Genomic DNA, 16,351 nt, shown 5'->3' on the forward strand with positions numbered 1-16,351 from the left:
GGTGCGCGGCAACCCTTAACCTGGAGCCTAGCATGGCCGTCCTCACTACGCCTTCGAACCATACCGACAGATTCATCGCACAGCACATGCCTGAATGGCTGCGTGCCGCTTCTTTAGGGCAGATACAAGCCCTGCGCATGCACGCTGAAGAAAACCGCCGTATCGAGCAGCGCCTGGCGTCACTGTTCAAAGGCATGGTCTCGCCGAAGTGGTACGCAGAGCAGATGCTGACTGCCACGATAGAGCAGAAGCTGGGCGTGCAGGTGGATCTGACGCATGCGCTCTGGCGAGAGCGCTGGGACAGCTATAGCGTGCTTGGGGGCGAGACGCTACGTCATCACTACACGTTTCACCCTGTCATGGCTCACCTGATGCAGAATTTTCCCTCCGGATCGAGCTTCGACGCCCGCAGTGGCATCATCTCCGGGGCTCATGGCATGTCTTTGACCGCGCCACTGCTGGTGAACAGTGCGAGCCTGGCCACTGCCTGCCGCTTGGTGGACACGGGCAAGCGCTATCAGGACTACCTCAAAAGCTTCTTTGACGACGCCGCCTGCACGCTGCTCGCCCAGGGCCAGCGCGCGCGCCTTGCGTTGGCCGTTGACGTTGCCGGGCTGCGAGGCGACATCAGCGAAGTGGATGCCGCTGCCCTGGGGCAAACCTTTGACAAGGTGGTGGCGCCTGATCCGAAGCAACTGGCAGTCGTGGTCAAGCACCTTCATGTGCTCGGACATGCACTGATCGGGGCGCTGGTGATCGAACTGTCCGCCGGCGGGGCCAGCGGCCAGGCCAGCCCGGGTGCAGGGGTGGTGCTCTACCTGCCCCATGGGCCTTTGAAGAAGTTTGACGATCTGGACAGTTTGAAGGCCCACATGGTGAACCTGTTCAAAACGCCAGCGCATGCCTTCGATCTATTGAGGCTAGTGGCGGCCGATGCCCGGGCAGCGTTTCAGACAGTGCTGAAAAAGCGTCTGAGTGATGCAGCCCCTGATCTTGAAGTGACCGGCAAAACCGCCGGCGCATCGCTGTTTGCCGAGCTGGCTGGGCTGCAAGTGGCCCGCATCAAAGCGGACGCCCTGTTTCTTCTGGTGCCTGTCGAAGAGGTAGATAGGCTGCAAAGGCTTCAACGGCTGCAGACGCTTGAACAGGTGGGAATGAACCTGGCACAGATGGCAGCGTTGTTCGTCCCGGAGCTGGGCGCGATGATGTTGGCCGCGACCGTAGTCGACGTGCTGGGTGAAATTGGCGTAGCGGTGTATGACTGGTCGCGGGGCCATCAGCACGAAGCGTTGGAGCATGTACTGGGTGTGGCCGAAACGGTTGCAGTTACCGCACTGACGGCGGCAGGTGGCGCGGCGGTTGCACGCGGCTTCATGCGCAGCGCCTTCGTTGACGAGATGGTGCCAGTCGAACTGGATAATGCATCGCCTCGGCTGTGGGCTGAAGACTTGAGGCGCTATCGAGCAGTTGACGTGCCTCACAATGCCGTACGAGGCCAGAATGGTCTGTTCCAGCACGGCGACAGGCACTGGTGGGTTCATGAAGGCGCTTATTACGCCGTCAGCAGAAAGACTGCGTCATCCCCCTGGCGCCTAGTGCGCAACGATGGCAAGACGGGCTTCGGGCCGGCGTTGGACTGGAACGGTGAGCATGGCTGGCGGCTGAACTGGCAGCGACCGCAATTGTGGAGTGGCGAGCGAGCCTTGTTGAGTCATCTCTGGCCCGTGACTGGCGACCTGGATTCGGGACGTGTGACTCAGATACTCAAGGTCGCCGACGTGGACCAGGCTCAGTTGCGCCGGGCGGTCGCTGAGCAGAGGGCGTTGCCGGTACGTCTGCGCGACACATTGGAACGGTTTGAAGCCGATAAGCGCATCGAAGACTTCTTCGCCACATTCGCGAGCCACCAGGGCAAGAACGATCCCCCTCTGTTGCAATGGTGCCTCGATCAGCTGACCGAGCAACAGCGCGCACCTGCCTCCGTATCTGCGTCGATCCTCGCGCAGGCGCCTCGCTTGCGTGAGGGCCTGATGAGCCACTTGACGCACAGGCTTGCCATTAGTCCCGAAGCGGCGGCAATCCAACGTGATTTTCCAGGGTTACCCGATGCTTACGCTGAAGGGGTAATAGCCAATGGCACTGCCGAGCAGTGTGAGCGATTGCTCGCGCAGGGCCGTCTTGATCTGGGGCTTGCCGAGAAGGCGCGCCTGGCATTACAGGAGGCCCGCGCCTGTCGCGCATTACAGGGCCTGTACCTTGAAAATGCCTATCACCCTGACCTGGCGTCGCTGGTCTTCGGACTCTTGCGAAAAGAACCTGCATGGCCCATGGCCCACAATGTCCAGGTTCGCGAAGCGTCACCCACAGGGCGCGTATTGGCACAGCTGTACCCGGTGACGGATCCCGCCAGTGTGAAGGTGCTGGTGTGGGAGCATGGGCAGATGTCGGTCTATGAGGGGGGCAAACCCGTTCCACAAGACGTGCCTGGCGCCTGCGGTTTGCTTGAGAGGCTTTGGCAGCTTCTGCCTGAAGACCAGCGTAGTCGCTTGGGGTGGTCAACAACCGATGGTGTGAAAGCGCTGCGGGAAGGCTTGCAAGCGCGCATTCCGGCACAAAGAAGGGCTGTGCAGGAACTGATGGGCATGCAGGTGAGCCAGCCGACCTTTCGCCCACCCGCCCGCCTGCCTGATCATCGCTATGGCTACTTGCTAAGTGGTCGCGGCAGCGTCAACCACCTGGCCGAGCGGACGCTTCAGGATCGCGTGCGCAGCCTGTATCCAGGTTTCAGCGCACAACAACTCGAACTCTATCTTCAAGTGCTTGAGGAGCAGCCCGGTTCGCCTTTCACCCATTTGCTGGAGCTTGAGGGCCAATACTCGCGCCTGGACCTGACCCTTGAGCAATGGACTGCACTGCCTGCCGATGCGGCCAATGTAGCGCTGCGACGTAGAGTCAGCGACCAGCTAAGGCGCTGCTGGCGCTTTCAGGGGCACGCAGGTAGGCGGCAGACCAATGGGGACCCAGGTATGCTGCTATCGCTATCGGATATTGGTGCTGGCGAGCTGCCCGACTTGAGCGCGGTGGAGGGTTTCGGCCATGTCAGCGAGGTCGTGTTGGCCAACATGCGGCTGGGTGAAGTGCCCGAACGCTTTCTCAGGCCCTTTCATGGCATTACGACGCTGAACCTGGACAACAACGCCCTGACCCGGCTCCCCTCTGGGCTTTCGCAGTTGCGTGAGCTACAGGAGCTGACGATTTCGCGCAATAGCCTGCATCTGGACGATGCTGGTTTAGAAGTGCTTGCGGGCATGCCGAGGCTGAGTGTGCTTGACCTGAGCGACAACAGTATCGGCCATTTCACGATTGCCATGGACCGATTACCTCGCCTGCGTCAGCTGGGGCTTCGTAGAGTGGGGTTGACGCAAGTCCCGGTCCATCTGGAGCGAGCGGTTTCGCTGGAGTATGTAGACCTGCGTGACAACCATATCGGCGAGCTGCCCTTGCCCTTGCGGGCTCAGCGAAACCATTGGCGAAGCAGATTGGCATTGACGGGCAACCCTCTGCCTGCCCTTTACCGCGACTTGTGGATCGATGCCAGTCGCACCTCCGAAAGCGAGGTCAGTGCCGACGGTGACGCGTTTCATCTCAGCCGTTGGGTCGAGCGCTTGAGCCCAGCACAACAGGACGCTCGTACCGCCCAGTGGAACCGTCTGGTGGATGAGTCTGGCAGTGGCGATTTCTTCACGCTCATAGGTGAACTCACTGACACGAGTGATTTTCGTCTGGCCAGGGACGATCTGGAGGCCAGGGTCTGGGCAATGCTAGACAGAATCGAGAGTAACACCGCACTGCGCGAACAAACTTTTGCCTTGGCCAGTGAACCTCGTACGTGCGTGGACAGTGTCATATCCAGTTTCGGCTTGCTTGAGATCAGGTTGCTGAGTGCGTCGGTCGAGGCGGCCGCTGGAGAACACGCAGAAGGCGAACTGTTGAGTCTGGCGCGACGTTTCTTCCGCCTGGACCAAGTGGAGGCCTACGCCCGCCAAGACATGAGTAGTCGCGAAACCCGTGGCGAGGAGGTGGATCAGATCGAAGTCAGCCTTGCCTACAGGGTGGGGCTGGCGCGGACGCTGGAGTTGCCAGGTCAGGCAACCACCATGCAGTTCAGGACGATTGCAGGGGTCACGGAAGAGCACCTGAACGCAGCCGAAGCAGCGGTTCGCGCGGCCGAGGCCAGCGATGATCTGGCCATGGACATCAGTGAGCGTGGCTTTTGGTTCGATCACCTGCAACGCCAGTACCGCACAGCCTTTGACGTTCTATGCGAGCCGTTCGTGCAGCAGATGGAGGCGCTCTATGCAGGGCGTGAGAGTCTGACAGATGCCCAGTACGATACCCAGGCCAGGGCAATCGCCAAGGCGTGTGATGAGGCGGTAAAGGCCAAGGCGCTCGAACTCACACGCCAAGCACTGGCCCGGGAGGGTGAAGCCTTACCAGGGTGATTGGGCCTGTGGTGATCAAATGCTAGCCTTTTGGCGCTGTGGTCCTAAGATGGCTGCATTCGAGCAAACTGGGCCGTCAATGAGCGACAAGGACACTATCTCCATCGAACTGGTACGCGAGGCGTTGTTGCAGGCTTGTCATCAAGCAGGCGACGCGCCTCTGGTGCTGCGCAAGGCAGGCATCGAGCCGCATCTGCTCACGATGCCAGGTGCGCGCGTGCCGGCAACTGCTTACGCACGCCTCTGGCGCCTGCTGGCGCGGCGCTGCAACGATGAGTTCTTTGCCATGGACCCGCGCGGGCTACGCAGCGGCAGCCTGGCATTTCTCTGCCGTGCCAGCAGGGGACAACCGACGATCGGAGCAGGTATCGAAACCGCACTGGCTTTCCTGTCGTTGACCCTGGATCATCTACAGCCCCACTTGATTCGGCAGCAAAGCCTGGCCGAGATCGTCATCGTCGAGCCCTGTGATGAGCCTCGACGAGCATTCACTTACTTCACCTTCTGGATGATCGTCCATGGTGTAGCGTGCTGGCTGGCAGGGCGTCGCATCCCGATCCTGGCCATCGAGTTGCGCTGCACCGAACCTGCGTTCTGCGATGACTACCGTGTCATGTTCTCGGAAAACCTGCAGTTCTCGCGCCCGCGCACCCGCATGATCCTGGCAGCCGACTGCTTCGATCAGCCCATCCGGCGCAGCGACGATGAGCTGCACCGTTTTCTGGCCCAGGCGCCGGCCAATATCCTGGTCAAGTATCGGGACCCTGACAGCCTCGCTCGACGCATTCGACGCGATCTGAGCGAGCGCGACCCAGCGTCGTGGCCCGATGCGAATGAACTTGCCCGCCAGTTATGCCTGTCGGCCTCCACGCTACGGCGCAGGTTGGCAGAGGAGGGGCATAGCTATCAGGCCCTCAAGGACAGCGTGCGGCGTCAATTGGCTATCAGCTGGCTGGCTCAAGAGCAGGTGGGGATGCTGGAAATTGCAGCGCGTCTGGGCTTCGCCGACAGCAGTTCGTTCTACAAGGCCTTCCGCAAGTGGTTTGGTTGCAATCCGGGTCACTATCGAACGTTGGCCCTGGGTGCAGGGAAGGTCGGTTAGGTGGGGTTTCCGTGTGCCAGTCGCTGAGCGCCCATCACACAGTCGAGGTTGAATCAGCATCGACAGGACTACACGATGACAGCTTCTCTCACGACCGCTCCCGGCCCGAATCCCTCCTCTGCAAAGGTCGCCAGCGCTACACATGACTTCATAGCCGCGCGCCTACCTGAGTGGCTCAAGCGGGGTTCTCCCGCTCAACTCAACCGGCTGCGTGATCGCTTCAAGGCCCACCAGGGCAGCCAGGAGCGTGTGCGCGCCTTTACTCGGCGGTTGATTCCACTGCAAAGCTTCGCTGAGCTGCATATGCAGAGGCTGGTTGCACACCTGCCGGGCAGTCCGGCCCTGGATGCGCTGCAGTGGCGGGAGATACGGCGCAATTTCAAGGTCCCGCATGGCATGGTCCTGCCTGTCGATGAGGTCATCGAGGTGAGAGAGCCTGCCGTCTTGCGCCTGATGCAGAATTTTAACGAGCAGGCCAGCTTCTATCTGGGCACCGGTTTGGTGAGTACAGGTGAAGACGCCCTGCTCACTGCGGGCACGGATGCACTGGTGCAAGCGTGCCGGGACCTGGATGCGGGCGGGCGTTACCAGAAGCTCTTGTCGCAGGTATTCACCGATGACACCTGCCAAGCGCTGATTGCAGACAAGCGAGCGGCGTTTGCGTTGGCCACCGAAGTGGCGGCGCTGCGCGGTGATTTAACGGCAAGACAGCAGATTGCGTTGGCGGGCTTGGCAAACGATGAGGTCTCTCACGCTGAGCTGGGTGCCTATCCGGGTATGCTGAGCATGCTGGGGCATACCCTGAGCGATGTCGTAGTCGTCCAGTTGCGCGATCGGCAAGGTGTGGATCGAGGGATCGTACTCTACAGACCCAGCGATCCTGGCCAGGCATTGCGCCATTTCACGTCCATTCAGGAAATGAACACCGTGCTCGCGGCCGCTCTGCAGAAGGAGGATTACCGGGCTTACTTCAGTCAGTTGGTGTCTGTGGAAGAGCGCGCACGCTTCCTCGATACATTGAGCAAGCGCTTGAGCGACGCCGTGTCTGACCTTTCCCTTGAAGGCGTCACGGGACCTGAGGATATCTTCTCCAGGCTGGTCGACCAACAGGTTCAGCGAATCAAAGACGACGCCCGTCTGCTGTTGGTACCCACCGCACAGGTGGACCGAGACGCCTCTGAAGCGCGACGCAAGCAGTGGCGCTCGTTGGGCTGGAATCTGGTCAACCTGGCCGGGCTTTTCATACCTGTGGTGGGCGCGATGCTGCTTGGGCAGTTGGTGGTGCAAACGCTTTCGGAAGTCTTCGAGGGTGCAACTGATTGGTATCACGGTCATCAGCACGAGGCTCTGGAGCAGATGCTTGGCGTGGCCGAGACGCTGGCGGTGACTGCGGTTGTCGGCGCCGGAGCCAATGTTCTGGCCAGAGGCTATGCGGCCACTGATTTCGTAGAAGGGCTGGAACCCGTGCGCGGGGTCGATGGGAAATCGCGGCTATGGGCCAACGACCTCAAGGTCTATGCCAGCTTGCCGGAGGACCCGCAATTGCACAGCGACGGTCTGTACAGAGACTGGGGGCGAGCCTTTTTCCGTAGTGGCAAACGTTATTTCCAGGCGCATCGCCCTGATCCAAATGAGCCATGGCGCTTGCGTCATGCTCGGCGTCCGGCAGGCTTTGGGCCAGTTCTGGAGCACTTCGGCGAGCGAAGCTGGCAGTTGAACGCTGGTCGAGCAGTGGAAATGGATCAGCCTGATCTCATGCTTGAACAGCTTTGGCCTCAGCCTAGATCGCTCACTCATCAGCAGGCCAGCAGGGTGATGCAGGCCGCCGGAATGGATGTCGCGGCACTTCGCGGGTTACTGGTGGAGGCGCGGGACATTCCAGCCAGTTTGTGTGACAGCCTGGAGCGTTTCGAAGCCAATGCGCGTGTCAGCAGGTTTTTTACCGCCCTTCAACACGGTGCGAGCCCGCGAGATGAAAGCCCGTTGGTGCAGTGGTGCCTGGAACAAACCGGTAGCGGTAGCCTTGTGCAGCTGCAGGAAAACCTACTTGAGCATGCAGATCGCTTACGTGGGCTAATGTTCCAGCACCTGTGCCAGGTGCCAGCGGTCGATGACCCGTTGTCGGCCGTCATCAGAACAGGCATGCCGGGTTTGCCCGAGCGTTACGTTCAAGCGTTGGCCGCGGACGTAGGGCGAACCGAGCGCGATCTTGCTCTGAGCATGGGAAAACTGCCGTTGCGTTGCCTACGCCAGGGTGCTTCGTTGCTGCGTGTTGCCAGGTTGACCCGGGCCATGTGCGGTGTGTACCTCCCTAACGCTTACTGCGATGAAGCGGGCGAACTCGCGTTGGCCCTGCTGCAGCGATTGGATGCATGGCCGGCCCGTCACATCGAGCTCTGGACAGACGGCCCGGGTGCGCGCCGAATTGCGGCGGTAGGTAATCAGCTGCCGGGCGCCAATCTGGTCAAGATCGTTCACAAGGAGGGGCGTTTCCGGGCGATCGAAGAGCCAGAAGCAGGCTATGGAGCCGTGGTCGATGAGTCGAACGACTTCTACCAGACGCTGCTCGCATTGCTGGAGCCTTCCCAGCGTACTGCGCTTGATCTGGATGGCGATCACGCTGCCTCGACCTTGCGTGATCGCCTGATTGAGCAGTTGCCTGAAACGCACGCCGAAGTCGAGCAACTGCTGGGCTGGCCTCGACAAGATCGTTGGTTCAATCCAGGCCGTCGTATGCCCGACGGTCGCATAGGCTACCCACTCAGTGGTAGCCCGGCTCGACGACGTAACCCCGACAGCCTGCTGCGAAGCCGTTTGCGCAACCTGTACCCTGGCCTGGACGACAGTGCGATCGACAACCGTTTGGCGCGTTTGCTTACAGGCCCTCATGCTGCCTATGACGCCTTGCTGGAACTGGAAGAGGACCATGCTGACCTTGAAAGACACCTGAGCCGCTGGACAGGCTTTGAGTCCAATCCGGCCCGTCAGCGGGCTCGTCGGCAGGTCGCCGATCAGATCCGCCGCGCCTGGCGACAGATGGGCGAACCTCTGGGCGATGAGGCGGCTGGTCAACGGCTGAGCATTATCAACCTGAATGTCGGCAGTCTGCCCGAACTGCCTGCCCATATCGAGTTCGAGCTGACACGCTCATTGGTCATCCGTGATGTGCCGATCACGCATATGCCTACTGGGTTTCTTTCAAGCTTCACCCGCTTAAGAGAGCTGAACCTGAGCAGCACCGGCCTGCTCGGCGTGCCTACAGAAGTCGCCTACCTGGTCGATTTGCGCACCCTGCGCCTGGCACGCAACAACATTCGGCTGAACGATCAGGCCTTGAACGCATTGACCCGCCTGCCGCAGTTGACTCACCTGGATCTGAGCTACAACCCGCTGGGGGCATTCGAGATGCGCTATAACCAGTTGACGCGCCTTGTCGAATTGAACTTGCGTCGCTGCAGGTTGGGTGCGTGGCCCTCGGGGTTGGAGTTGTGCAGCACCTTGGAACGCGCCGACCTGCGTGACAACCTCTTGCACGTTGTGCCAGCGGAAATTGTACAGCTGCCACATGCCCGCCGAATGGGTTTCATGGTGGAGCGAAACCGGTTGAGCAGCGTCGAGATGCAGCGGCTGTTTGCCCTTGATTCGATCGCCGAGCATTTCCATCTTCCCGAGCCACGGCGCGTAATCGACCGGCAGGTGACCCGTGATCTATGGCTCGATGCAGGCGATCCGCATTTGCGCGTCAGCCGTCAGGCCCTTTGGTCACGCTTGGTGGCTGATCCGGGCAGCGATGGTCTGGTACGGTTGCTGGGGCTTCTCGGGGATACCGGCGACTACGACACTGCACCGTTCCAGCTGGCGGAGCGAGTGTGGGCATTACTCGAAGCAGTTGACGCAAATGAGCAGCTGCGCCAGAGAATCCATAGTCTGGCTCGCCTGCCGTTAACCTGCATGAACACCGTTGCTGATCGGTTCAGTGAGCTTCAAGTCAGAGCACTTATCGATAGGTCTGAGCACAACGTCGCGCCGGAGCGCGGTAATGAGCTATTGGGTATCGGGCAGCAACTGTTTCGTCTGGACCGGCTTGAGCAGGTCGCCAGGCGAGATGTGTTGCAGCGCCTCGCAGCGCTGGAGAGGGTGGATCAGGCTGCCGTCAGCCTGGCTTACCGTGTGAGGTTGCGGGCTCGCCTGAACCTGCCGTGTCAGCCCCATAGCATGCTCTACGCCGATGCTGCCGAGCTGACCAGCACTCAGCTTGAGAACGCCTACCGTGAGGTGATCGCAGCGATGACCCCTGATGCGCTGTCGATGAGCCTGTCCCAACGTGTGTTCTGGGCGAATTATATCCATGAGCGGCATACCGAGGTGTTCGAGGCGCTGCACGCTCAGTTCGCCGCACGTCGATCGGCATTGGCCTTGCGACAATCAACGTTGGATGCCATCGATTATCAGCTTCTGCTAGACAGCCTGGACACCGAACAAGCCACTCAGGACCAGTCGCTGGTGTTCGAACTGACTCGGCAGTTTCTTATAGGTCGCGAACGCGGATTGTCTTAACCGCCGTTGTGGCCAAACCGATCATTCACAATGAATGGTTTGGCCATTGTGGTTACCCCTGAGCGGCGCGAACATCATCCTGACTTGACAGTGCACTCCAACAATAAAAAGCAGGAGTCTGACGATGCGTGATTACGCCGAGGCCGTTCGCTCGTTCCATTACCTTGGGGCCGCGCAGGCTGCCCTGCAGGGCGAACTGCAGGCCCTCAACGCCTGTGTCGAATGTTGTGATCGCCACACTGGCTTCGACAAGCTGGCCCTGAACTGGCTGGACAGCGAAGGCAACTGCGAACAGATGAGTTTCGACAACCTGCAGGCACTGGCCACCCGCTTTGCCAGTGTCTTGCGCGCCCACGGGGTGAGTGCGGGCGACCGTGTAGCGGGGCTGTTGCCGCGCACCCCGCAACTGTTGATCACCATTCTAGCCACCTGGCGTCTGGGTGCCGTTTATCAGCCGTTGTTCACCGCCTTCGGGCCTGCTGCCATCGAACATCGACTGCACCAGTCGCATGCCCGTGTCGTGGTGACTGACCGCAGCAACCGGATAAAGCTCGATGACGTCCACGGCTGCCCGCTCACGATAACGGTCGATGCCCGTGACGGCGAGCTGGACTTTCAGGAGTGCCTTGAAAACGCCTCGCCTGAATGTGAACCGGTCATGCTCACAGGTGACGATCCCTTCCTGCTGATGTTCACATCCGGAACCACCGGCCCTGCCAAACCCCTTGAGGTCCCGCTACGGGCCATCGTAGCGTTCCAAGGCTACATGCGTGATGCCATCGATCTGCGCCCAGAGGATAGGTTTTGGAACCTGGCGGACCCAGGCTGGGCCTACGGACTTTATTACGCAGTGACCGGGCCGCTTTCACTCGGGCAGGCGACCACCTTCTACAACGGCCCCTTTAGTGTCGACAGCTGTACGAAGGTCATTACCCAGCTGGGCATCAACAACCTGGCCGGCTCGCCAACGGCCTTTCGCCTGCTCATTGCAGCCGGTGATCAGTTCAGCACCCCAGTCAAAGGACGCCTGCGCGTGGTGAGCAGTGCAGGAGAGCCGTTGAACCCTGAAGTGATCCGCTGGTTCGCCGAGCATGCCGGGGTAACCATTCATGACCACTATGGGCAGACGGAGCTGGGCATGGTGCTGTGTAACCATCACGGCCTGGCCCACCCGGTGCACGTGGGATCTGCAGGTTTTGCCATACCGGGGCATCGCATTGTCGTACTCGATGAGCAGGGACGCGAACTGCCCGCCGGTCAGCCGGGTATCCTGGCGGTGGATCGCGAACGATCGCCCCTGTGCTGGTTCGCCGGTTACCACGGGCTGCCAACCAAGGCCTTCGTTGGCAAGTACTACCTGAGCGGCGACACCGTCGAACTGAACCCCGATGGCAGCATCAGCTTCGTCGGGCGCAGCGATGATGTAATCACCACGTCCGGGTATCGGGTTGGGCCCTTCGATGTGGAGAGCGCACTGATTGAGCACCCGGCCGTCATCGAAGCGGCAGTGGTCGGCAAGCCTGATCCTGAACGCACCGAGGTGATCAAGGCATTCGTGGTGCTGGCCACGGGTTACGGCCCCAGCGCCGAACTTGAAGAGCAATTGCGCCAGCATGTCCGCCAGCGCCTCTACGCCCATGCCTACCCCAGAGAAGTCGAGTTCGTCAGCGAGTTGCCGAAGACACCCAGCGGCAAGCTGCAACGCTTCATCCTGCGCAATCAGGAAGTAGCTCGACAACACGCGCAGCTCGCCACCACGGCCGGCGTTTGAGAGGAAACCGATCATGCAAATAGCCAACAAACACTTCATCGTCAGCGGCGCAGCCTCCGGTCTGGGCGCCGCTACCGCGCACATGCTGATCGAGGCAGGCGCTTCGGTCATGCTCGTGGACCTCAACGGCGACGCCGTGCAAGCCAAAGCCCACGAGCTGGGCGAGCGCGCGCGCTTCAGCGTGGCCGACATCAGTGACGAAGCCGCTGCGCAGGCGGCCGTATCGGCGGCACTGGCAGCGTTCGGTAGCCTGCACGGTCTGGTGAACTGCGCAGGCATCGTGGGCGCTGAAAAGGTAGTGGGGAAGCAAGGCCCGCACCGTCTGAGCAGTTTTGCCCACGTCATCAATGTCAACCTGGTGGGCAGCTTCAACCTGCTGAGGTTATGTGCCCAGGCCATGGCCGAGGGAGGGGCGGACGACGCAGGCGAGCGGGGCGTGATCATCAACACGGCCTCCGTCGCGGCCTACGACGGCCAGATCGGGCAATGTGCCTATGCAGCGTCCAAAGGGGCCATTGCCAGCATGACGTTGCCCGCCGCGCGCGAGCTGGCGCGTTACGGTATTCGTGTAATGACAATCGCGCCAGGCATTTTCGAAACGCCGATGATGGCCGGGATGACGCCCGAGGTTCGTGACTCGCTCGCAGCGGGTGTGCCTTTTCCTCCGCGGCTTGGGCGTCCAGAGGAATACGCGGCGCTGGCGCGCCACATCATCGAGAACAGCATGCTCAATGGTGAGGTCATCCGTCTGGACGGTGCCTTGCGCATGGCAGCCAAGTGAGGGTTACACCCATGAACACCCGCGAAGATCCCATCGTCATCGTCAGCGCAGTACGAACCCCGATGGGTGGATTACAAGGCGAGCTTAGCAGTCTCTCTGCCGTGCAGTTGGGCAGCGCGGCCATTGGCGCCGCGATTGAGCGCGCGGGCGTGGAGGCGCACAGCGTCGATCAGGTGCTGTTCGGCTGCGTGTTGCCGGCTGGCCTTGGCCAGGCGCCGGCGCGTCAGGCTGCACTGGGTGCTGGCCTGGGCAAGCACACCACCTGTACCACGCTCAACAAGATGTGTGGGTCCGGCATGCAGGCCGCCATGCTCGCCCATGACCTGCTGGCGGCAGGCACCGCCGACATGGTGGTCGCCGGCGGCATGGAGAGCATGAGCAACGCCCCCTATCTACTGGACAAGGCCCGCGGCGGTTACCGCATGGGCCATGGCAAGGTGATCGATCACATGTTCATGGATGGTCTTGAGGACGCCTATGACAAGGGTCGCTTGATGGGCACGTTTGCCGAGGACTGTGCCCAGGCCAATGGTTTCAGCCGTAAAGACCAGGACGACTTCGCCATCGCATCGCTTACCCGTGCCCAACAGGCCATCCTCAGTGGCCGCTTTGCGGATGAAATCGTGCCGGTGGAGGTGACGCAAGGCAAGCAACGCCGTCTGGTCAAAGACGATGAGCAGCCGCCCAAGGCACGCCTGGACAAGATCGCCCAATTGCGCCCGGCGTTTCGAGACGGCGGTACGGTGACGGCTGCCAACGCCAGCTCCATTTCCGATGGTGCGGCAGCGCTGGTGCTGATGCGTCGCTCCGAGGCGCACAAGCGAGGCCTGAAGCCGATGGCGATCATCCACGGCCATGCGGCCTTCGCCGATGCCCCGGCCCTGTTTCCGACCGCGCCTATTGGGGCCATCGACAAGCTGATCAAGCGTACGGGATGGGCGCTGAGCGATGTCGACCTGTTCGAAATCAACGAAGCGTTCGCGGTTGTGACCCTGGCAGCCATGAAGCATCTGGACCTGCCCTACGATAAGGTCAACATTCATGGCGGCGCTTGCGCTTTGGGCCACCCGATCGGCGCCTCAGGGGCGCGCATTCTGGTCACCCTGTTGCATGCCCTGCGCCAGAACAACCTGCGTCGCGGGGTGGCGGCCATCTGCATTGGCGGTGGTGAAGCCACGGCCATGGCTGTCGAATGCCTGGAGTGAGGTGAACCATGCTGGTCAACGAGGAACAACAACAAATCGCCGATGCTGTGCGCAGCTTTGCACAGGAACGGTTGAGACCGTTTGCCGAACAATGGGACAAGGACCATCGGTTTCCGCGCGAAGCCATCGAGGAAATGGCAGCGCTCGGCTTGTTCGGCATGCTGGTGCCTGAGCAGTGGGGCGGCAGCGACACCGGTTATGTGGCCTATGCCATGGCCTTGGAGGAGATCGCTGCCGGCGATGGTGCGTGCTCGACCATCATGAGCGTGCACAACTCGGTAGGGTGTGTGCCTATTCTGCGTTTTGGCTCGGAGCAGCAAAAGCGCGAGTACCTGACGCCGCTGGCAACCGGCGCCATGCTTGGGGCGTTCGCCCTGACAGAGCCTCAGGCAGGCTCCGATGCCAGCAGCCTGAAAACCCGTGCGCGCCGCGAGGGCGACGACTACGTGCTCAGTGGCAGCAAACAGTTCATCACCTCCGGCCAGAATGCCGGGGTGGTGATCGTGTTCGCCGTGACGGATCCGCAGGCAGGCAAGCGCGGCATCAGCGCGTTCATCGTGCCGACCGACGCACCGGGGTATCAGGTGGCCCGCGTCGAGGACAAGCTCGGCCAGCATGCGTCCGACACCTGTCAGATCGTGTTCGAGAACGTGCGCGTGCCTGTGGCCAACCGACTGGGTGAGGAGGGTGAAGGCTACAAGATTGCCTTGGCCAATCTCGAGGGCGGACGCATCGGCATCGCGGCGCAGTCCGTAGGCATGGCGCGCGCCGCGTTCGAAGTGGCCCGTGACTATGCCAAGGAGCGGCAGAGTTTCGGCAAACCGCTGATCGAGCATCAGGCCGTGGCTTTCCGGTTGGCGGACATGGCAACCCAGGTCGCCGTCGCCCGGCAGATGGTGTTGCACGCTGCCGCCTTGCGCGATGCGGGGCAGCCTGCGCTGATGGAAGCGTCCATGGCCAAGCTCTTTGCCTCGGAAATGGCCGAGAAGGTTTGCTCACATGCCTTGCAGACCCTGGGCGGTTATGGCTATCTGAGCGACTTCCCGCTGGAGCGCATCTATCGTGACGTGCGGGTTTGCCAGATTTACGAAGGCACCAGCGATATTCAGCGCATGGTCATTGCGCGCAATCTTTGAAGGAGCAGACCACATGGCATTCGAAACCATCCTGTTGGACATTCATGGCAAGGTTGGCCTGATCACGCTCAATCGCCCGCAGGCGCTCAACGCCTTGAACGCGCAGATCGTCAGCGAACTGAACCAGGCCTTGGATCAGCTTGAGCGCGACCCTGGCATTGGCTGCGTGGTGCTCACAGGTTCGGCGAAGGCGTTTGCAGCTGGCGCTGACATCAAGGAAATGGCTGAGCTCAAATACCCGCAAATCTACGTGGACGACCTGTTCAGCGATGCCGACCGCATTGCCAATCGGCGCAAGCCGATCATTGCCGCAGTGTCGGGGTTTGCGCTGGGCGGTGGTTGTGAACTGGCGATGATGTGCGACTTCATTCTGGCGGGTGACAATGCCAAGTTCGGTCAGCCGGAAATCAACCTGGGGGTGTTGCCGGGCATGGGTGGAACGCAGCGCTTGACCCGTGCGGTGGGTAAGGCCAAAGCCATGGAGTTGTGCCTGACCGGTCGCCTGATGGGTGCTGAGGAAGCGGAGCGCTCAGGGCTGGTGGCGCGTGTCGTGCCGCAGGACGAGCTGTTGCAGGAGGCGCTGAACGTGGCCGCCACCATCGCTGCCAAGTCCATTCCGGTGAGCATGATGGTCAAGGAGAGCGTCAACCGCGCGTTCGAGGTCACGCTCAGCGAAGGTGTGCGGTTCGAGCGGCGAGTGTTTCATGCGGCGTTCTCGACCGAAGATCAGAAAGAGGGCATGGCCGCGTTCATTGCCAAGCGTGAAGCGCAGTTCAAGGATCGTTGACAGGGGGCGTTTTGCAGTGATTTGCACGGTGGTTCAAGGATGAAGAGGCGTCGCGCTCAGGGTGATGCCGGTGCGATAGTGTGGGTGGTCCTGTTTGTTGCTGCGCTTGGCCTGTTGGCGTCTCGCTACCCCAGCATGATCGAGCGCAGGGTTGAAGCGCGCAAGGCGCAGCAACAGGCGGTCCAGCCTGAGCGGCGCGTCTCCGAGACGACCGTTGAGATCATGTTGCCGGACGGGCGGCGTCTGCGGCAGCTGGAATCGGAGGCATTGACCAAATAGCCTAAGTGGTTTGCAATCCTTGATGCTGATGCTGATGCTGATGCTGATGCTGATGCTGATGCTGATGCTGATGCTGATGCTGATGCTGATGCTGATGCTGCCATTGCCGTTGCCATTGCCATTGCCATTGCCATTGCCATTGCCATTGCCATTGCCGTTGCCGTTGCCGTTGCCGTTGCCGTTGCCGTTGCCGTTGCTCTTGCTTCTAAGCGCGCGATAGTCCAGGCGCCA

The 16,351-nt window shown here is 61.1% G+C and carries 9 protein-coding genes; 8 read left to right on the forward strand and 1 reads right to left on the reverse strand.

The window, feature by feature from the left end; genetic code table 11:
* Positions 1-32: 32 nt before the first annotated feature.
* The 8 genes from PFU01S_RS14545 (at position 33) to PFU01S_RS14580 (ending at position 15,841) form a co-directional block, all read left to right on the forward strand.
* Complete coding sequence (locus PFU01S_RS14545; protein ID WP_050437995.1) at positions 33-4,502, forward strand: NEL-type E3 ubiquitin ligase domain-containing protein; 4,470 nt, start codon at positions 33-35, stop codon at positions 4,500-4,502.
* A gap of 79 nt (positions 4,503-4,581) precedes the next feature.
* Entirely contained in the window at positions 4,582-5,604 is a 1,023-nt protein-coding gene (locus PFU01S_RS14550) for an AraC family transcriptional regulator (RefSeq protein ID WP_027914986.1), read from the forward strand.
* Positions 5,605-5,679: 75 nt separating this feature from the next.
* Positions 5,680-10,161 carry an NEL-type E3 ubiquitin ligase domain-containing protein gene (locus PFU01S_RS14555; protein WP_042139609.1) on the forward strand — a complete coding sequence of 1,494 codons (4,482 nt, stop codon included), beginning with the start codon at positions 5,680-5,682 and terminating at the stop codon, positions 10,159-10,161.
* 124 nt (positions 10,162-10,285) lie between these two features.
* Positions 10,286-11,932: an AMP-binding protein gene (locus tag PFU01S_RS14560; RefSeq protein WP_027914984.1), complete on the forward strand. Its 1,647-nt coding sequence runs from the start codon at positions 10,286-10,288 to the stop codon at positions 11,930-11,932.
* Between the two features lie 13 nt (positions 11,933-11,945).
* On the forward strand, positions 11,946-12,713 hold the full coding sequence (locus tag PFU01S_RS14565) for an SDR family NAD(P)-dependent oxidoreductase (protein ID WP_027914983.1): 768 nt from the start codon (positions 11,946-11,948) through the stop codon (positions 12,711-12,713).
* 11 nt (positions 12,714-12,724) lie between these two features.
* Positions 12,725-13,918, forward strand: a complete 1,194-nt coding sequence (locus PFU01S_RS14570) for an acetyl-CoA C-acyltransferase (RefSeq protein ID WP_028687300.1) — start codon at positions 12,725-12,727, stop codon at positions 13,916-13,918.
* Positions 13,919-13,926: 8 nt separating this feature from the next.
* A complete protein-coding gene (locus PFU01S_RS14575) occupies positions 13,927-15,054 on the forward strand; it encodes an acyl-CoA dehydrogenase (protein WP_027914981.1) in 1,128 nt (375 codons plus the stop codon).
* Between the two features lie 13 nt (positions 15,055-15,067).
* On the forward strand, positions 15,068-15,841 hold the full coding sequence (locus PFU01S_RS14580) for an enoyl-CoA hydratase (RefSeq protein WP_027914980.1): 774 nt from the start codon (positions 15,068-15,070) through the stop codon (positions 15,839-15,841).
* A gap of 33 nt (positions 15,842-15,874) precedes the next feature.
* On the opposite strand, the gene PFU01S_RS22460 is transcribed toward PFU01S_RS14580, so the two are convergent.
* Positions 15,875-16,351, reverse strand: a 477-nt coding sequence (locus PFU01S_RS22460; protein ID WP_176564489.1) for a hypothetical protein, incomplete at its 5' end; no start/stop codon positions are given.

It is taken from the genome of Pseudomonas fulva NBRC 16637 = DSM 17717, assembly GCF_000730565.1.
In the GTDB taxonomy this organism is placed as follows: domain Bacteria; phylum Pseudomonadota; class Gammaproteobacteria; order Pseudomonadales; family Pseudomonadaceae; genus Aquipseudomonas; species Aquipseudomonas fulva.